This is a genomic window from Microvirga massiliensis (genome assembly GCF_001006805.1).
In the GTDB taxonomy this organism is placed as follows: Bacteria; Pseudomonadota; Alphaproteobacteria; order Rhizobiales; family Beijerinckiaceae; genus Microvirga; species Microvirga massiliensis.
This window is the reverse complement of sequence record NZ_LN811359.1, coordinates 284,877-301,034: the sequence shown is the minus strand read 5'-3', so window position 1 is coordinate 301,034 and position 16,158 is coordinate 284,877. Positions and strand designations below refer to the sequence as shown.

The window sequence follows — 16,158 nt, the reverse complement described above, 5'->3', positions numbered from 1 at the left end:
TAGACCGGATTGGCCTTCCAATAGACTTGCGCGTAACGGTTCGCGATCTCCTCCCAGTCGGCCTCGGTAACGGCCCTGGTGCCGGTGACGATTTTCTCGACTGTTTCGAGCTGCACCTGGCCCAGGATGATGTCCTTGATGCAGAAGGAGAGCGATAGCCCGATGAGCCTGTTGTTCGCCATTTGGGGTTGTCCTCGAAGTGCGAATCAGGGGTGGGAGGCCTGCGGCCGGGTTCCGTAAAGGTCCCGGCGGGCCGCATTGGCGGCGTCCCGAGCAGCCAGGAATTCAGCTCGGCGCATCTTCCTGAGCGGCTCGTTGTTGGCATCGCAAGCGATGCGATAGAGATCCCGCGCCTGACGGGCGGACCGCAGGAGCCGGTAGGTTGTCTCTCGTTTCCGAGGGTCGGCGTAGGCGAAAAGCGGAGCCATTGTCTCTCCCTACTCGGGATTTATCGCTGGAACGGGTTCGCCTAAGGAAAGTCGGGTGTTTGTTAGCGGAAAATAAAAAAGCCCCGGCGTGAGACAGGGGCTTGCGGCGCAATGGACTTGGCTGAGGTCTTGGAGCGTGGCCTTATTTTGTGACGAGCGGCGCGGTTGGCTTCGGGCTGCAAAAGGTTTCCTGGCGCCGTTCGGAGAAATTGCCGAGCTTTTCCCGGTGATCGTTCAGGCCAACCACCGTGAGAAAGAGCCCGACATCGGTTCCGACCACGAGGCCGAAGGTCGGAATTACCAACCAGGGCGCAAAGGATTTATCGACCACCTGCGAGATGATGTATAGCGAGGCCGTCGCGATGGCGATCGACGAGATCGTGAGATAGCGGTCGACGCTTCTGTTCCCGGTCGACAGAAATCCTCGATCCCCGGGCTTTATCGTCGTGAAATGGCGCTGCGTGTACCAGAAATCCGCCCCGAACCGCACGGCGACCCACATGATCGTGGCCTGGAGCATTAAAGCGGCGGCCAGGATTTCTGGCGGATCGGTGTAGGGCATCAGATATCCTTTTGCGTATCGCTCCCCGAATTTTACAAAACCGATGCGGCGGAGGCACGCACTGATTTAACGAAGCTGAGTCTCTAGAGTTTCAGAGTTCCCGGCGGCTCAAGCCGAAATTCGGGGCGCAAGCTCGTCAATGAGATTATTGGCCCGGCCGAGGAGATTGGCTTCGTTACTGGGCCCGTTCTGGCCATCGGAATGGAAAAGAAGGGCCATGGCCCGCTTCACGCGCGATTTTCCATCCGGATTGGCCTTGAGCTTGGCCGTGATGATGGCTTCGACATGCTGCCACAGCGCGTCCTGGTCCCGCGATTTCGGTCGGGGTGTGCCGATTGGCGAACCGCGCGTGAAGTCGCCGAGAAAATCTTCCCACCGAGCGGCTCCTGCTTCCGGCCGTGCGTGAGGCTCGGCGCCGGCGCTCGCGTTCGGAGTTGGCGAGGGGGTTTCTTGGCGGACCGTCACGGTGTCGCTCACACCGGCAAAGCTGAACTCGACCTTGCCGGATCCGATATAGAGGAAGACCGTGAGAGGACTGTGGGTGGCACTGACTTCTGTGTTTCCGCGTCGGCCTCGAACGTAGCCGTAGTAAGGGGTCCCGTCCGCATCGAGGGCCCTGACCTTGCGGTAGGGATGCCCCGACTTGCCGGGGATCGGAGGGGACACAGTGACCGTCAATGTGTGAAGAGTCTTTCCCGTATTCTTGTCCTGAATGGTCGCGGTGCACAGGCGCGTGAAGGCTTCGCGGTGGACCAATTTGGATCTCCGTCACTGAGGCTGAGTGCGATCAGGACCAGAACCCCGCGGGCTTATCCTTCCATGGGATTTTTGGCTGATCTAGATTTATCCCTCTGTGCCGGATGGGCTTGAGATGATTGGCAGGCTGGCCGCCACAATAAAAAAGCCGCCTGGACAGGCGGCCTTTCGCAAGAGGCTTCGGAGCTAAATTGGAAGGCGGGGTCGAGACGGTATCAGAACCCGTTCGCCCGGTTCCACGCCCGGATCTGCTCTTTGTGGGTCTCTTTTTGGAGTTTCCGCTGCGCCTTGATGGAATCCTTCAGGGCTTCCTTGCGGCTTCTCGGATCATACCCGTAGGCCCTCTCCCGGTCCCGAAAGTCGGGTCGACCGTATTCGTAGCGCCGGGACCGGTCGTTCTCCTCGAATCGCCGCCCAAATTCGTAGTCGCGAGGCTGTGGTTGAGGGTAGAGCCCGCGGCGCTGGGACCGATCGAAGTTGCGATCGTAGGACGGCAGATCATTCGACCGAAAGCCCCGCCCGGTCGGGCGAGCGTCGTCATAGTACTGGACTGTCTCGATTCCACGAGGCTCGGACGCCAGAGCGGCCTGCGCGTGAAGCGGGGCAGCCTGTGCGGATCCGGCCAGGAGTCCCGCTGCAAGAGCCCCGAGCAGCCACTGATTGATGCTCATTTGTGATGGTGCCTTATCCGGTGTGCGAGCCATGGCTCCGAGTGAACGGTGGTGGCAATAGCCGGTCGTCGCTGAACGGCCGATGAGCGGACGATATCCGGCCTACTGAACAAATCCGCGCCGCAGCCCCTTTCCCTTCAGGAAGAGGGTTCGGCGCGGCGGCAAGTATTGCTTGCGGTGTTCCCGGATTGTTCCTATCGCTTGACCATTGAGCAGCACGCCGTGATGGAATTTCCCACCCCGCCCGAGACGCCGCGGAAAAAGCGGACCCGCCGGCCCAAGCACAGGCTGGTCGCGCGCGCCTTTCGCTTTGCCATGGGCCCGACGGAGGCGCAGGCGCAGGGCCTGCACGCCATGCTCGACGCGCTGCACGGCCTGCGCGACACGCTGACCATCGAACTGTCCGACGAGCGGCGCCAGAACCGCGCCCGCAAAGCGGCCGGCGAGCGCGTCGTCTACATGGATCGCGCCGCCCTCTATAAGCGCACCAGCGCTCTCGCGGAGAAGGACAAGGCGCTCGCCGCGGTGCATTCCCATCTGCGCCAGAATGTGGCGGTGCGGGTCCTGGAGGGCACCAAACGCTGGCTCGAGGCGCTTCGCGAGGGCCGCCCGGGCGTGCGTCCGCCGCATCCGATCGAGCGCAAGCGCTACCGCAGCTTCACCTTCCCGGAATACGGCAATGGCTGCCGGATCAACCACGGCAAGCTGCTGATCTCCGGCGTCGGCTGGATCAAGCTGCACGGCCACCGCCGGATCGTCGGCACGAAGAAAACCGTCACGGTGAAATTCGCGCAGGGCCGCTGGTGGGCTTGCGTCATAGCCATGGTCCAGGTGCCCGACCGCTGGGCGCCCGTGCCGGAGGGCCTGCCGGAGGCCGGCGGCGATCCCGGGCTCGCGAGCCTGTTGACCGACAGCCACGGCCGGGTGTTCGACCCGCCCAAGGCTCTGCAGGAGGCGCAGCAGGATCTCAAGCGCGAACAGCGCATCCTCTCCCGCAAGTTCGAGGCTCGCAAGCGGGCGCACGAGCAACTCGTGCAGGCGGCTGCAGCAACGGGCACCAAGGCCCCGGCGCTGCGCGATCTTCCGTATTCGAGCCGGCTGCGTGCGCAGATCCGGGTGGTCGGAAAGCGGCACGCCAAGGTCGAGAACACCCGCAACCATCATCACAAGAAGATCGCCGCGATCTGCGCGGACACGCTGCAGCGCCTCGCCTGTGAGGACCACTCGCTGCAGTTCATGATCCGCAATCGTCGCCTGGCCCGCGCCGCATCGGATCGGGCGATCGGCGCCCTCAAGCAGACACTCGCGTCGAAGCTCGGGCCGGAGCGGTTCGTGCTCACGCCCAATCAGCGGCCCGGGATCGGCGGCAACAGCCAGACCTGCCTGTGCGGGCATTCAGTTCCAAAGAGCCTCAAAGAGCGGGTGCACCGCTGCGAGGCCTGTGGCCTGGAGGCCGATCGCGATCACGTGGCGGCCAACATCGTTCAGCTCATCGCGTTTGGAACGGTGAGCGACACTCTGGAGAAGCATCTCCCGGCGGGCGGGCAGCCTGTCGTCAGGCGTGGAGGGCGCGAAGGGGAGGCAGGCGCAAGCCGCTCCCCGGGTGGGCGGCGGCATCAGCCGCGACCTGCCGCAGAGACCCCGGTGAAGCGCCCCCCTCAGTCGTCGTCCCCGGCAGCGCGGGTGCGGAAGCTACCGCGCGAGGCAAGACCAGCCGGAATCGCGCCCCCGGTCCACACGGGACGCGCGTTGCCGCTTGAGCCGCAAGGCCGGGGCTCCGCACGGAAGCCCGCTCGCGCGGGCACGACGGTCGCTGGACCCCGCTGATCTTCAGCGGGCGAAGCCCACTCCCCTCGGGGAGCGGGAGGATGTCACGCGTCTTGGGTCCGGGCATAGCCTCTTTCGGGAGGGGCCAGCGCACGATGCCGTGCGTGATGGCCACGGCGGCAACAGCGATGACGGCGAGGTGATCTTCCTGGACAGACGGTCGAAGTTCTCGGCCGTGAAGGGCTCGCCGCCAGTCATCTGGGTGCGGATTTCGTCCAGGCGTTTCATGGCATGGGCGTGGCCCAGTTTCTCGAGGCCGCTCTCATTTAGCTGCTGGATCAGGGCGCTCGGGATCTGCAGGGCGATTTTGTCGAAATCGAAGACCGCGATGGGCTCGTCCGGGGTCTCCTGCGGTTTTCGCTCGTGGGCGATCACAAGCGCGAGGAGTTCGATACCCTCCTGGAGGGCTTCCTCGCGGGTGGCTTTTGGGAGGGAGACGGGCGTGCCGATGATATCGGGCACCCCGGCCGGAAGGCCGGCAAACGTCAGATCGGCAAACCAGCCGCCTTTCGCGTCCTGGTACACGTGAACGCCCGTGCACTGCGACAGGCGCAGCCACTTCATAGTGTTGCCGCCGAGAGCCGACGTCTCCAATGCGTCCGATGAAACCTCTTTGGCGGTCTCCATCGCCTGGGGAAGCAATTTCTGGAGCAGCATCTTCGCCATGCGGCGGTTGTCGAGATCCTTGTGGCGATAGCTGCGCCGGCGGCGGACGTCGGCCTGCAGGGCTTCGGCCTTGAGACGCACATAAGAATCTTTGCGGGGGTCACTCATTCGGAAATTTTCCTGATGATGCGTCGGGCCGGAACCCGGGAAGTTCCAGCTTCAAGGGCGGCCAAAACGCGATGGAGTCGGAACATGGTGGGACTCGCCCAAGGTCGCTGGTGCTGTGACCGCGACGAAGCGGGTTCAAGAGGATCTTCTGACGGCCTATGGCGACCGGGATTGCTTGCCGGGCTGAGAATGGATCCCGTTCAGTCGACCGCCAGGACCCGTATAATGATTGAGGCCTGGAGGGCGCCTATGCCAAGAATGAGGCCGCTGATCGCAAGGGTCTCTGCGCGCCGCGAAAGGTATCCAGCCGCATATACGACGTAGGTGTCGCGGGCGTGAGTGTCGATCTTGAGGAAAGAGATAATAAGAGCGATCACAGGAGCGTCTTTCTACGCTCCTGTTAGCATCCTTGGATCGAGAAAGGTTGGTCAATTCGAATTGTGCACGGCCTTTTTGCGCAACTTGATTCCGAGAATCCGGCCGCGCATTGCAGGGAGCGCTATCCCAATCCGTGTTGAAAAGCAGCCTCCAGGACGAATCGTTCGCGTTTTGTTCTGGCCTTGATTGCCCGCATAAGGTAGGGTTCGGGCAACCTCAACGCAGAAAGCTTCATTCCCCATGAGTTCAGATAAACAGAAGGCCATCGAGGCCGCGATTTCCCAGATCGAGCGCGCGTTCGGAAAAGGCTCGATCATGCGCCTGGGCGGCGAGCAGGTGGTCGATGTCGAGACGATCTCGTCGGGCTCGTTGGGGCTGGATATCGCGCTCGGCGTCGGCGGCTTTCCGCGGGGACGCATCATTGAGATTTACGGGCCCGAATCGTCGGGCAAGACCACGCTGACCCTCCATGCCATCGCCGAGGCCCAGAAGAAGGGTGGCGTGTGCGCCTTCGTCGACGCGGAGCATGCGCTCGATCCCGTTTATGCCCGCAAGCTCGGGGTGAACCTCGACGACCTGATCGTGTCGCAGCCAGACAGCGGTGAGCAGGCCCTCGAGATCGCCGACACGCTGGTGCGCTCGAACGCCGTCGACGTCCTCGTGATCGATTCTGTGGCGGCGCTGACGCCGAAGGCGGAACTCGAAGGAGAGATGGGCGAAAGTCGGCCGGGTCTTCAGGCGCGCCTCATGAGCCAGGCGCTGCGCAAGCTCACCGGCGGCATCAACCGGACGAACACGCTGGTCTTCTTCATCAACCAGATCCGGATGAAGATCGGCGTGATGTATGGCTCGCCGGAAACGACGACGGGCGGCAACGCGCTGAAGTTCTATGCCTCGGTGCGGCTCGACATCCGCCGGACGTCGACTCTGAAGGATCGCGACGAGCCGATCGGCAATCAGGTCCGCGTGAAGGTGGTCAAGAACAAGGTGGCTCCGCCGTTCAAGCAGGTCGAGTTCGACATCATGTTCGGCGAAGGCATCTCGAAGATGGGCGAGCTGATCGATCTCGGGGTCAAGGCCGGCGTGGTCGAGAAGTCGGGCGCCTGGTTTTCCCATGACAGCCAGCGGCTCGGCCAAGGACGCGAGAACGCCAAAGTGTTCCTGAAAGACAACCCCGAGATCGCGGCGACGATCGAGGCCCGGATCCGTCAGAACGCCGGCCTTCTGGCGGCGGAGCTGCAGGGCGGTGCCGAGGTCGACGGTCCGGATGAGAGCGCGGACGAGGCGGCCTGACCGCCGATCAGGATCGCGAACATGTTGGGCCGGGTGTTCTGCACCCGGCCTTTTTCGTGCCTGACGAACGGCTGATCAGGGGCGCGACGGATGCGCGTAGATGCGCAAGTCGAAGTCGCCGAGAGCCTCCAGCACTAGCGGCTCCACGATGCGCCAGTCGAGACCGCCGTTGCCGCAACCCGGTGGGGGCAGGGCGATCGAGCGCACGCCACGGGCGCGGGCATAACGGGCCAGCTCGCCGAGGCCCTGCTTGACCCACTCTAGCCGCGAAGGGTCTCGCCAATGGTCTTTCGTCGCGAAGGCTGCCCAAAGGATCTGGCGGTCGCCATCCCGCTTCAGCGGGAATATCGAGACGGTGCCGGGACGCATGACACGCGTCCGGCAGGCGGCCTGGTAGGGCTCCATGATCCATGGGAAAGCCTGCTTGAACGCAAGGGCAACGCCTTTGCCGGCAACCCCGACGCAGTTGACGGTATTTACCAAAAGGTCCGCAGAGGACTCGACGATGTTCTGGCCGGGGCAGTAGGTCACGGGCATGGAGGTGTCCTTACGGAATTGAGCAATGGGTGGATGACACCCGCAATCTGATTCAGGCCCGCGGTGCGGCTCTCTTCCGGCAAGATCGAAACGCGCGGAACGGCAATTCAGTAGTAGCGAGCGAGCTCGCCCCTCGCCGTGACGGGTATGGATGTTGACACTGAGTTGAGAATGTCAAAATTGCCGAGACATAAAGACCGCGGCGGATCAAGCGGTCGAGGTCGTCGTAGGGGGAGCAGGGATGAGCCGTCGGCTCAAGAGCGTTCTCGCTGGCGTTGCCGGCGGCGATGATAGCGGGTTGAACATCTTCACGGGTTCGGTCTCTGGCCGCACCGGGGGCTCCCCGGCAGCGGCCGTGCGGTGGAGATGGTTCGGAGACGATCCCGTCGCGTTCGGCCTCGGATTTGTCCTGTCGGCGGCCTCAATGGCCTTTCTGGTCTACGCGATCGAGACGAGCGGCGAGCGCCCGATGCCCACGCTCGCGCTCCCCAAGTTCACCACTGATGGCACTAGCAACGTGGTTCATCGGCAACATGGCGCGCCGCGCGAGAGGAGCACCGGTCAGGCATCTGCCGGCTCTGCAACCTCGAATGAGAGGCATCCGGAGATAGGAGGTCGCGGGCCGGAATATATCGCGCTTGGCACCTCGGGGGAGGTCAAGAAGGACCTACCGGAATATGCCATTCGGAAGGCGTTCGTCGGTTTTGCCGTGGTGGAAGGCCCAAGCGGAACCCAGGACGTGGTCCCCGGCGTGGAACTGCCAGGAGCCGGACGGGTCGTAGCGATCAAGCAGGTCGGGCCTGTCTGGATCGTCGAGACGACCCAGGGGATCATTCAAGGTTCGACACCATAGCGGCTGGACCCGGAGTTCAGCCCACCCCTCAAAAATTCCGGACGGGTGCGGCCGGGCCTCTCGCCTCTACCAGCCGCGGGTTTGGGCCTCTTCGGCGGCAGCCGCATCTGAGGCTTTTCTGACGGCGGCCACGATCGCGTCGTCGTCCAGGCCATTGAGGATGACGAGATCCGGATGGTCCTTTTCGATGATCTGGCGTCCGGTCAGGCCGTTGGCGTAGGTCCTCTCGAGATCGGCCGGGGCCATTTTGAACGAGACTTCTCTCGAACCGCGAAGGCCGATCACCTTGGTTTTGGTGCGGCGTTTTACGGTCTTGAGAATATCCTGGCGCTCGAGTTCCTCGCGGCACCACAATTCGAGACCGGGTTGCAGCATGATCCCGCCGGCGTCGATTTTCGGCATCGCCGCGAAATGAGCATCGATCCTGCCTTCCGCAGAGCGGTCGGTCCAGAAAACACGGTCGCAGCCGCCGTGGCCGTCATTGCTGACCACCGCGACTTTCTTGCCGTCCAGGTAGAGCGTGGCTTCGTAGCAGGGAGTTTCCTGGGACGCGAATTTCGCGTGCTTGACGCTTTTGAGTTCGAGTTTCATGGCAATTCTCTCCAAAGGATTTTTGATGTGCGTGCAGACAATTGCCGGAGCGGGGCCGTTCTAATGACCCCGGCCGGATCGGGGCTTATTTTCCGGGGATATTCTGAAGCTGAAAGCGGGGCCGAATTTTCGGCGGGAACCCATCGCGGAAGCGGGCGTTTCTCGGGTTCACCGGCTACTTCGCAGAGGAGCGTCAGCGTGAAGAAGATTGTTGGACTTTTGGGCGCCGCAGCCCTGTTGATGGCATTTCCGATTACCGCTGGTTTTGCGCAATCATCGCTCTCGAATGATGCCAATAAAGGCTCGAGCGGTGCGTCATCCCTCGCTCCCGGTCATCAGGATCGGAGCACCATGACGGGGCCCGGCGCTTCGAGCGCGACTCCCGGCCAGATGATGCGCAACAACGAGATCCCTGGTTCTACCGGGTCAGTGAGCGGCCCTGGTGCTTCGGGTTACGCTCCTGGCCAGAGGATGCAGGACCCTGCCTCCTCGCCCTCGTCGAACTCGCGATGACGAGGGGCAGGTAGGCGGATCGATCCAAGATCTCGCCGGTTCCTCGCTAACCAGGGGTGACCTAGGCCGCTGCGTGCTGGACGCAGCGGCCTAGGATCCTGAAAGCGTCATGGATGTGGCCCGGCAAAAGGCCGATGCGATCGTCAGGTTGGACATGCCGCTTGGTCTGGCAGTCCAGGACGGGAAAATCGTCCAGGATCACGTAGTTCGTGATCCCGTTGCGGGCGACGTGATCGGCGATCTCAAATCCGCGAACGGAGACGTCGTCCGGCGGATCGAGATCGAGTGCCGTGCGCCAGTCAGGATAAAGGTAATCTGGCGGGAGTCCGGCCCTCGCGAGGGCATCCCGGCAGTTGCTGTTTCTCCGCCAGGTGGACGTGACCACGATCTTAGCATCGGCCTTCCGGCACAGATCGATGATGAGAGCGATCGTGTCAGGCGGGAGATAATCCGGGTCCGACGATTGGGCTCGCTGCTTTGCGGTGACCACGACGCCGTCCAGGTCGAGATAGACGATGCTCGTCATGGTTGCTCCTCAGAGGGTTTTCGGATGCTTTAGGGCTACCTGAATTGCCGATCTTGCAAGAGATTCACGCCCCTTCGGTCCTTACGGGAAAACACAGGGATCCGCTGGCGCGATCGCTGAGTTGAGGCATTCTTGTCTCGTGCGCGAGGGGTAGCTGGCTCGCCCGGTGAGGCTCTCAGCGGCCGAGCAATCGTGTCCACATCTAGGTCTCCTCGCCAGCGCCGGGGCAAGATCTTGAGGATTACCCACCGGAAATGCTGGCCCCTGCCACGACAAGCGTCGGATTTTGTGATTCATAGGACAAATCAGGAACGCCTCTCGGGGCGGTCGTGGATTTGGTGGAGTCTGCTGCTTGGCGACGCTGAAAGAGTTCGAAGAGGCCCTGCGCGAGCAGGGGATGCACATGGCCTTGGCGATCCTGGAGAAGCTCCGGGAGCGGGACCGCGCGACCCGGACCGTTTCGCGCGGCCGCCGGATCGCGGGCAAGAAGATGACGCCGGAGCTCGCCCGGCGGATTCTCGAGTTGCACGCGACGACGAACAAGACACAGCAGGAGATCGCTTTCGAACTCGGCGTGAACCAGGGTCGTGTCAACGAGGTGATCAAGCGCGGGAAGTGGTTGAACGACGATCCGGCTGCACCCGAGGCGATCGCCCGGGACAAGGGCAAGGCCCGGATCGCCGGCGAGGAGCCGCCGAAGTCCGCGCCCGCGAAAGAGAAAGACAAGAAAGCCGTCGGGGGAAAGGTCCCTTACCAGCCTTTTCTGTTCGGCGACCTTTAGGCCTGATCATTCGAGCAGCAGGCCTTCAGCGCAATTGGAGAGACTGGGTTAGAGAATACCCGGTCGCCTCTTCGTATGCCTTTCTGGCGATCACGATGGGGTGCTGAGGATCGCTGAGATCCAGCCACCGACGTAGTTGAGGAGCCCTAGGAGAGGGGCTGCGAGAGGATTGTCGCGGTGCCGCTGCAGACAAGCGAGATCCTGCGGATCTCCTTTGATGGGCTCGCCTTTGATGAGGCGCAGGGCTTCATCCAGCATCTCGTCCGTCGTCGCCTTGAGGCTCCAGATCGAGAACTTAGAGCCGATGGCGAATGTCTCAGGAAAGTGATGTTCGCAGAGCTCAAAAAGAGGTTCTGGGCATCGACCTGGCGCACGCTTCCCCATTCGTCGTCGTCGATTGGACGGGCGTCGGCGGCGAGACGCTCGAAAGCCTCGATGTCGGTCTTGCTGACGATCCGGGTCGCCCAGGCCCCTTCGAGCCGGATCAGTCCATTGGCATCAGGGGTGGCGCTGCGGATCTCGTCGGCAACATCATGGTCGCCTCTTTCCTCGAGGAGAGTGCAGAGGTGAGGGAGTTCGCTTGCCGTCAACGCGACGAGGTCTGCCCCATATTGGGACTTCCGGCCCAGGTCGATGCCGCGAAACACCGGTTAAGGCGGATTATGCTCGTTGCCGGCGAGATAGAAGAAACAGGAATCTTGAGTGGTCACGAGATCACTTCTCTGAGGGTTGATCTGGGTTGGTGGTCTTGAGGAGCCTCTTGAGAAGGCGAGCGCCATCGTCAGAGTTATCGAACTCCTCGACCCACCGCCATCGTCCTTCCGCCTGGTCCATTCGAAAGAGGTGCGACTTCATCGAAAGCATGTTGGTGTAGAGAACGAAGCGATCGCAGACATGGTGAGCGGTGATTAACCCCCCGACCCGATTGATCAAGCCCGGGGGCAGTTCGGGCCCGAGATGTTTTCGTCCAGGAGTTTCATGGCGACTGGTCAAAGTTGTTCTCCTTGCCGCTTTGAACTCGGTGCACCGCGCGAAAACCCCACGCGGGCTTTCATCCAACGATACACTCGGAAAAGGACGGGATCCTCGTTCAACGGATCATGTCAGGGTTCGGTGCTTGAAAAGAATTTCCTCGTCACCTTCTACCCTGTGCGCCATTCTGGCTGGATTGGCCCAGCGGGCAAGGGAAGGTAGAAAGCTCGCGGACGAACCCGAGGCAGGAACGCGCTTGGAGTGGAGGCGTGGGCGAAGCGGCAGGGTATCAGGATCGATGAGCCGATTGGGATCCAGGACCAGTGATCAAGGCGATGGCCAAGAGCATCAAGATACTCAACCCAGACGACCTGATCCCATGGGTTCCTGACGTCGATAAGCTCCGTCGCGACTTCCCTGAGTTGGAGGCGAGAGGAGTTGCCGTCGGCGAACTGACGTCTCCGGGGGAGCTGGAGGATCTGGAACTCCCAGATCTGGACGTCGTCTCTTATGCCAAAGACATACCGTGTGTCTCAGTCACAACGGAGAGTGGTCAGGTATTCAACTTCACCTATATGGACATAGCCCGATGGAATGGACCCGACTGCGATGGTTACAGTGTCTATTCTGACGGGAGGTTCATATATTTCCTCATCGCAAGAGTCGCGTCTCAGGCGGGATCGTTAGGGATCTGGAGCATTGAATCCAAGGAGTGGGTCTGCTCGATTTCCGACGAGTGTCTCTGCGTGGAGGCGGTTCTATATTTATCAAAAGTAGGCAGGTTCCTGGGGCGCATCGAATGGGCTTACCCACTCACCCCTCACAGAGGCGAAACACTCTTCCTCGTAGACAAGGCCGGCAACCTCTCCGAGATCGCGCTTGAAGAAACTGATCCACCTTATCGATATGATGCGATTTACTGGCGGACGGTCTCGTTCTCGTCACGGCCAGAAAACGCCTGGATGGCAATCGACCATTCGGAGACGTTCATATGCCTGTGCCATGGCAATTCATGCTCGTACTTCAGGGTCCCGGTCAGAGCCAGACTCGTCACAGCGCGATAGGCCGGATCAAACCCGTTTTGGCACAGTCGGCCTCATACTTTCAGGGTCTTGAGGTGACGCGGCCGGTTCGGATCCAGCTTCAGAGGCAATACAGTGATGACCACCCGTCGGCGCCGGTCATAAACAATTCTGATCTTCGGAGATATCGTGAGATTGCGGCGCTTCAACTTCGCGACGATCATGACCCTGGGATACGGATCCCAGTAAGGATTGGAGAAGGCGGCCCGGTATTTGAGCTCGATCTGATCCACAAGGTTGATCAAGGAATCCGGCTCGTAGTCAGCCGGGTCGTACCGCTTGCAGAACTGCTGAATGGCGTGGGTCGTCCAGTGACGCCGAAGCACCGCCATGATGGCCTTATGAGAACGAGCAGCCATGAACGCACCAGCTTAGCCGAGCGCGCTAAAGCGGTGCAATCCTGCAAGCCATCAACATAAATAGGTAATCTCTCCAGCCTTAAGCCAGCGCTAGGAGCCCGGTAGGACTGCCGATCGCATGTTGGCGATCCATTCGTCCAACGAACCCGACTTCTCGGCAGCGGACGTTAGGGCACGAGCGAGTTTTTCATCGTCGACGATGCCGCTCTGTTTGACGCCGAAAACAAAATTCGAAATCTCGTTCCACTTGGGCGAGATATTCGGATCAATCGCCAGGGCAACGCTGCGGGCGTTGATTTTCAGTTCGACACGTTCACCGGTTGGGAATGTGGCCTGGAGCTGCCAGCCACGGCTCTTCTTGAGATCGACGAGGGTCTGTGCGGGCGCAGTGTCCGCTGCCTTTGGCTTCGGGCGTTCGCCGGTGACCTTCAGGTCGCGTTCCAGGCCCTCGAGATAGCTATTCAGGGAGGTAGCACTCTTGGCGACCTTCTCCATCTCGCCCGCAATCTTCCCGAGGTTGTCGAATGGGTAGCCAGGACTCTTCAATTTGGCCTTGCTTTCCATCACGATCAGGGAAAGCAACTCGGCTGCTTGCGGGTTCGTAGGCGTGACGACGACATTCTCGCCGCCGCGGTTCCAGGTGACATTGGCCTTTGTTCCGTCGGGAAAGGTAACCCGGACGGCAAGCCAGTCGTGCTCCAGGATTTTTGTAACTTTGGCCATAGGTATCAATGTCCGGAAAGGAGAACCAAAAATAAAGCCCCCAGCGGATGCTGAGGGCTCGAATGGGACGGTGCGCAAGACAGCGCCGAACGTCCCTTTGTTGTGGACCTGAAATTATTATATCACAGCGAAAAGTCCCGCGAAAAGAGCTTTGGCGGTTTTTCGAAAAAGCTCGACGATTTTTTGCAAGCGCGGCCATTTCGTTCGGGTGGAGGCGATCCGAGCTGCGTCATTATGTTGTATGGGGCAATCCCGCCACGCCGCGGAACAAGCGCGGATATTTTTCGTTTAGAGAGCGCCCTCATCTGGGCGTTTCCTCCCAAACTGGCCGCCTATGGCGGCCTTTTTTCGTGCCGGTGGTTCGGGATCGGCGGTTCAGACTGCTGGGCAATTACCGGCGAGCTCACCGGTGGACACCATCACCACCGACGGCGGAATTGATGGGGGGGACCAGAATTTCCTAATTTCCACCCCGATTCGGTCGCCCGGAAGTCAGCCTCGGGCAAGGTTGGGCGTGTAGAGCACTCCGGAGAACACCCCTTTGGAGGCCCCGTGTGACGTCCCCCGTCTACCTGTTCGACCTGGCATCGCGGCAGTCGCAATGGCTCGCGGTCCGCCAGTCGACGATTTCCGGAAATATCGCGAATGCCAACACCCCGGGCTATCGGGCGCGGGACGTTGAGCCGTTTGCCGATGTCCTCGACAAGACGAGGCTGACGATGGCCTCGACCCAGGGCGGCCATATTGGCTTCGACCCGTCGCGGGTCGAGGGCACCAAGGTCAAGAAGTCCGAGAGTTGGGACACCGTCTATTCCGGGAACTCGGTCAGCCTCGAGCAGGAACTCGGCAAGTCCGGCGAGGTCAGCCGCCAGCATGCGCTCAATACCAGCATCCTGAAGTCCTTTCACCGGATGCTGATGTCCACCGTGAGAACCTCGTGATGATCGATCCCCTGATTGCCTCGTCGAAGCTGTCGAGCGCAGGCCTCGAGGCCCAGTCGGCACGCCTGCGCGTCATCTCCGAAAACGTGGCCAATGCCCAATCCACGGGCAAGACGCCGGGCTCCGACCCCTATGCCCGCAAGACGATCACCTTCAAGGCCGAGCTTGACCGGGCCCTGGGCGCCTCATCGGTGGCCGTGAAAGATGTCGGGCAAGATCAGGCACCGTTCCCGGTCGAGTTCGACCCCGGCAACCCGGCCGCGGACGAGAACGGCATGGTCAAGAAGCCGAACGTGAACATGTTGATCGAGATGGCCGACATGCGCGAGGCCAATCGCTCCTATGAGGCCAACCTGCAGATGATGAAGCAGGCCCGGACCCAGATTTCGGCAACCATCGATCTCCTGAGGGGCTGATATGATCAGTGCTGCTTCTTCCATCTCATCGATGATCGACCGCGTCGGCCCGTCAGCAGGCGTGCAGTCTGGTGGCGGTCAGGGGATCGCGGGAGCGGCCGCGGCCGCGGGCGCGGTCTCGGGAGCCGGCGCCACGAGCTTCGGGGACATGATGGCTCAGGTCGCCTCGAAGGCGGTCGACACCCTGAAGGCCGGCGAGGCCGCGTCGATCCAGGGAATCCAGGGCAAGGCCTCGGTTCAGCAGGTCGTGGAGGCCGTGATGTCGGCGGAGCAGACGCTCCAGACCGCCATTGCCATCCGGGACAAGGTCGTTGCGGCCTACCAGGAAATTTCACGGATGGCGATTTAAGGAGAATAATTCATGAGAGCGCTTGCCATCGCTGCCACGGGCATGAATGCCCAGCAGCTCAATGTCGAAGTCATTGCCAACAACATCGCGAACGTGAACACGACGGGCTTCAAGGGCGCCCGGGCCGAGTTCACAGACCTGCTCTATCAAGCCGAGCGGGCTCAAGCCATTCCGAACCAGACCGGCGAGGCGCCGGTGCCCGAGGGAGCCATGCTCGGCCTTGGTGTGCGCACGGCCGCGATCCGGAACCTGCACCGGCAGGGCTCCCTGACGAACACCGCGAACCAGTTCGACCTCGCCATCAATGGCCGCGGCTGGTTCCAGGTGAATGCGCCGGGCGGCGAGACCATCTACACCCGCGCGGGATCGTTTAACAAAAACAACAACAACCAGCTCGTGACGATCGACGGCTACGTGGTCAACCCGAACCAGCCGATCATTCTGCCGGCGAACACGACCGACGTGACGATCAATGAGTCCGGCCAGGTTTTCGCCAAGGTGGCGGGCCAGGCCGAGCCGCAGGATATTGGCCAGATCCAGCTGGCAACCTTCGCCAATGACGCGGGCCTCGAGCCGATCGGCAGCAACTACTACCGCGAGACCGTAGCCTCCGGCGCGCCGGCGCCGCTGGTCCCGACCGAGGACGGCGCGGGCAAGATCCACCAGGGCTATCTCGAGGCCTCGAACGTCGATCCCATCAAGGAAATCACGACCCTGATCTCGGCGCAGCGCGCGTTTGAGATGAACTCGAAGGTCATTCAGGCCGCGGACGAGATGGCCAGCACGGTCTCGAAAGGCATCCGCTGATTTTTCGGGACCGGGAGAA

General features: G+C 61.6%; 22 protein-coding genes. 10 read left to right on the top strand and 12 right to left on the bottom strand.

Going from position 1 to position 16,158, the window contains the following annotated elements:
* From BN1233_RS48550 to BN1233_RS27490, 5 genes are all read right to left on the bottom strand, one after another.
* Nucleotides 1-182 (bottom strand): hypothetical protein (locus BN1233_RS48550; protein ID WP_046866820.1); only part of this gene is annotated, 182 nt, incomplete at its 3' end.
* A 24-nt stretch (nt 183-206) separates the two neighbouring features.
* A complete protein-coding gene (locus BN1233_RS27505; RefSeq protein WP_046866819.1) occupies nt 207-428 on the bottom strand; it encodes a hypothetical protein in 222 nt (73 codons plus the stop codon).
* 142 nt (nt 429-570) lie between these two features.
* Nucleotides 571-990, bottom strand: coding sequence for a hypothetical protein (locus tag BN1233_RS27500; protein WP_046866818.1), 420 nt, complete (start codon nt 988-990; stop codon nt 571-573).
* Nucleotides 991-1,098: 108 nt separating this feature from the next.
* Nucleotides 1,099-1,746 (bottom strand): hypothetical protein, encoded by a 648-nt coding sequence (locus tag BN1233_RS27495; protein ID WP_046866817.1) that lies wholly within the window; start codon nt 1,744-1,746, stop codon nt 1,099-1,101.
* A 215-nt stretch (nt 1,747-1,961) separates the two neighbouring features.
* Nucleotides 1,962-2,417: a hypothetical protein gene (locus tag BN1233_RS27490; protein ID WP_046866816.1), complete on the bottom strand. Its 456-nt coding sequence runs from the start codon at nt 2,415-2,417 to the stop codon at nt 1,962-1,964.
* A gap of 225 nt (nt 2,418-2,642) precedes the next feature.
* Here BN1233_RS27490 and BN1233_RS27485 point away from each other — a divergent pair, with 225 nt between their 5' ends.
* Nucleotides 2,643-4,244 carry an RNA-guided endonuclease InsQ/TnpB family protein gene (locus tag BN1233_RS27485; RefSeq protein ID WP_244471042.1) on the top strand — a complete coding sequence of 534 codons (1,602 nt, stop codon included), beginning with the start codon at nt 2,643-2,645 and terminating at the stop codon, nt 4,242-4,244.
* Between the two features lie 3 nt (nt 4,245-4,247).
* Here BN1233_RS27485 and BN1233_RS27480 read toward each other — a convergent pair whose 3' ends face one another.
* Complete coding sequence (locus tag BN1233_RS27480; RefSeq protein ID WP_046866814.1) at nt 4,248-5,018, bottom strand: hypothetical protein; 771 nt, start codon at nt 5,016-5,018, stop codon at nt 4,248-4,250.
* Between the two features lie 618 nt (nt 5,019-5,636).
* Between BN1233_RS27480 and recA the strand changes: the two genes are divergently transcribed.
* The gene (gene recA, locus BN1233_RS27475; RefSeq protein ID WP_046866813.1) at nt 5,637-6,689 is read left to right on the top strand and encodes a recombinase RecA; all 1,053 of its coding nucleotides are present in this window, start codon (nt 5,637-5,639) and stop codon (nt 6,687-6,689) included.
* A 75-nt stretch (nt 6,690-6,764) separates the two neighbouring features.
* Here recA and BN1233_RS27470 read toward each other — a convergent pair whose 3' ends face one another.
* Nucleotides 6,765-7,226, bottom strand: a complete 462-nt coding sequence (locus BN1233_RS27470) for a macro domain-containing protein (protein ID WP_052763950.1) — start codon at nt 7,224-7,226, stop codon at nt 6,765-6,767.
* Between the two features lie 241 nt (nt 7,227-7,467).
* On the opposite strand from BN1233_RS27470, the gene BN1233_RS27465 reads away from it, so the two are divergent.
* Nucleotides 7,468-8,079, top strand: a complete 612-nt coding sequence (locus BN1233_RS27465; protein WP_046866812.1) for a hypothetical protein — start codon at nt 7,468-7,470, stop codon at nt 8,077-8,079.
* Between the two features lie 66 nt (nt 8,080-8,145).
* On the opposite strand, the gene BN1233_RS27460 is transcribed toward BN1233_RS27465, so the two are convergent.
* Together BN1233_RS27460 and BN1233_RS27455 are read right to left on the bottom strand one after the other, a co-directional pair.
* Entirely contained in the window at nt 8,146-8,670 is a 525-nt protein-coding gene (locus BN1233_RS27460; protein WP_046866811.1) for a hypothetical protein, read from the bottom strand.
* Nucleotides 8,671-9,244: 574 nt separating this feature from the next.
* Entirely contained in the window at nt 9,245-9,709 is a 465-nt protein-coding gene (locus BN1233_RS27455) for an HAD domain-containing protein (protein WP_046866810.1), read from the bottom strand.
* Between the two features lie 352 nt (nt 9,710-10,061).
* Here BN1233_RS27455 and BN1233_RS27450 point away from each other — a divergent pair, with 352 nt between their 5' ends.
* Nucleotides 10,062-10,490: a DNA-directed RNA polymerase sigma-70 factor gene (locus tag BN1233_RS27450; protein ID WP_046866809.1), complete on the top strand. Its 429-nt coding sequence runs from the start codon at nt 10,062-10,064 to the stop codon at nt 10,488-10,490.
* A gap of 90 nt (nt 10,491-10,580) precedes the next feature.
* On the opposite strand, the gene BN1233_RS47325 is transcribed toward BN1233_RS27450, so the two are convergent.
* Nucleotides 10,581-10,748: a hypothetical protein gene (locus tag BN1233_RS47325; RefSeq protein ID WP_154678298.1), complete on the bottom strand. Its 168-nt coding sequence runs from the start codon at nt 10,746-10,748 to the stop codon at nt 10,581-10,583.
* A gap of 53 nt (nt 10,749-10,801) precedes the next feature.
* Here BN1233_RS47325 and BN1233_RS27445 point away from each other — a divergent pair, with 53 nt between their 5' ends.
* Nucleotides 10,802-11,242, top strand: a complete 441-nt coding sequence (locus tag BN1233_RS27445; protein WP_046866808.1) for a hypothetical protein — start codon at nt 10,802-10,804, stop codon at nt 11,240-11,242.
* A 555-nt stretch (nt 11,243-11,797) separates the two neighbouring features.
* Complete coding sequence (locus BN1233_RS27440) at nt 11,798-12,526, top strand: hypothetical protein (RefSeq protein WP_147707582.1); 729 nt, start codon at nt 11,798-11,800, stop codon at nt 12,524-12,526.
* A 32-nt stretch (nt 12,527-12,558) separates the two neighbouring features.
* Here BN1233_RS27440 and BN1233_RS27435 read toward each other — a convergent pair whose 3' ends face one another.
* Together BN1233_RS27435 and BN1233_RS27430 are read right to left on the bottom strand one after the other, a co-directional pair.
* Nucleotides 12,559-12,903, bottom strand: coding sequence for a hypothetical protein (locus BN1233_RS27435; protein ID WP_147707581.1), 345 nt, complete (start codon nt 12,901-12,903; stop codon nt 12,559-12,561).
* A 90-nt stretch (nt 12,904-12,993) separates the two neighbouring features.
* Entirely contained in the window at nt 12,994-13,704 is a 711-nt protein-coding gene (locus tag BN1233_RS27430) for a hypothetical protein (protein ID WP_147707579.1), read from the bottom strand.
* A 476-nt stretch (nt 13,705-14,180) separates the two neighbouring features.
* Between BN1233_RS27430 and flgB the strand changes: the two genes are divergently transcribed.
* From flgB to flgG, 4 genes are read left to right on the top strand one after another with little or no spacing between them, the layout of a single operon-like run.
* Nucleotides 14,181-14,567 carry a flagellar basal body rod protein FlgB gene (gene flgB / locus BN1233_RS27425; protein ID WP_046866804.1) on the top strand — a complete coding sequence of 129 codons (387 nt, stop codon included), beginning with the start codon at nt 14,181-14,183 and terminating at the stop codon, nt 14,565-14,567.
* A complete protein-coding gene (gene flgC, locus BN1233_RS27420; RefSeq protein WP_046866803.1) occupies nt 14,567-14,983 on the top strand; it encodes a flagellar basal body rod protein FlgC in 417 nt (138 codons plus the stop codon). Before flgB ends, flgC begins: the two co-directional genes overlap by 1 nt.
* A gap of 1 nt (nt 14,984) precedes the next feature.
* The gene (gene fliE, locus BN1233_RS27415) at nt 14,985-15,332 is read left to right on the top strand and encodes a flagellar hook-basal body complex protein FliE (RefSeq protein WP_046866802.1); all 348 of its coding nucleotides are present in this window, start codon (nt 14,985-14,987) and stop codon (nt 15,330-15,332) included.
* Between the two features lie 12 nt (nt 15,333-15,344).
* Nucleotides 15,345-16,139, top strand: coding sequence for a flagellar basal-body rod protein FlgG (gene flgG, locus BN1233_RS27410; protein ID WP_046866801.1), 795 nt, complete (start codon nt 15,345-15,347; stop codon nt 16,137-16,139).
* Nucleotides 16,140-16,158 lie beyond the last annotated feature (19 nt).

What these genes read in the sequence shown, in the direction of transcription:
- BN1233_RS27505 (WP_046866819.1), bottom strand. Translation starts at nt 428, where the DNA reads ATGGCTCCGCTTTTCGCCTACGCCGACCCTCGGAAACGAGAGACAACC.
- BN1233_RS27500 (WP_046866818.1), bottom strand. Translation starts at nt 990, where the DNA reads ATGCCCTACACCGATCCGCCAGAAATCCTGGCCGCCGCTTTAATGCTC.
- BN1233_RS27490 (WP_046866816.1), bottom strand. Translation starts at nt 2,417, where the DNA reads ATGAGCATCAATCAGTGGCTGCTCGGGGCTCTTGCAGCGGGACTCCTG.
- BN1233_RS27485 (WP_244471042.1), top strand. Translation starts at nt 2,643, where the DNA reads ATGGAATTTCCCACCCCGCCCGAGACGCCGCGGAAAAAGCGGACCCGC.
- BN1233_RS27480 (WP_046866814.1), bottom strand. Translation starts at nt 5,018, where the DNA reads ATGAGTGACCCCCGCAAAGATTCTTATGTGCGTCTCAAGGCCGAAGCC.
- recA (WP_046866813.1), top strand. Translation starts at nt 5,637, where the DNA reads ATGAGTTCAGATAAACAGAAGGCCATCGAGGCCGCGATTTCCCAGATC.
- BN1233_RS27470 (WP_052763950.1), bottom strand. Translation starts at nt 7,226, where the DNA reads ATGCCCGTGACCTACTGCCCCGGCCAGAACATCGTCGAGTCCTCTGCG.
- BN1233_RS27465 (WP_046866812.1), top strand. Translation starts at nt 7,468, where the DNA reads ATGAGCCGTCGGCTCAAGAGCGTTCTCGCTGGCGTTGCCGGCGGCGAT.
- BN1233_RS27460 (WP_046866811.1), bottom strand. Translation starts at nt 8,670, where the DNA reads ATGAAACTCGAACTCAAAAGCGTCAAGCACGCGAAATTCGCGTCCCAG.
- BN1233_RS27455 (WP_046866810.1), bottom strand. Translation starts at nt 9,709, where the DNA reads ATGACGAGCATCGTCTATCTCGACCTGGACGGCGTCGTGGTCACCGCA.
- BN1233_RS47325 (WP_154678298.1), bottom strand. Translation starts at nt 10,748, where the DNA reads ATGCTGGATGAAGCCCTGCGCCTCATCAAAGGCGAGCCCATCAAAGGA.
- BN1233_RS27445 (WP_046866808.1), top strand. Translation starts at nt 10,802, where the DNA reads ATGTCTCAGGAAAGTGATGTTCGCAGAGCTCAAAAAGAGGTTCTGGGC.
- BN1233_RS27440 (WP_147707582.1), top strand. Translation starts at nt 11,798, where the DNA reads ATGGCCAAGAGCATCAAGATACTCAACCCAGACGACCTGATCCCATGG.
- BN1233_RS27435 (WP_147707581.1), bottom strand. Translation starts at nt 12,903, where the DNA reads ATGGCTGCTCGTTCTCATAAGGCCATCATGGCGGTGCTTCGGCGTCAC.
- flgC (WP_046866803.1), top strand. Translation starts at nt 14,567, where the DNA reads ATGATCGATCCCCTGATTGCCTCGTCGAAGCTGTCGAGCGCAGGCCTC.
- fliE (WP_046866802.1), top strand. Translation starts at nt 14,985, where the DNA reads ATGATCAGTGCTGCTTCTTCCATCTCATCGATGATCGACCGCGTCGGC.
- flgG (WP_046866801.1), top strand. Translation starts at nt 15,345, where the DNA reads ATGAGAGCGCTTGCCATCGCTGCCACGGGCATGAATGCCCAGCAGCTC.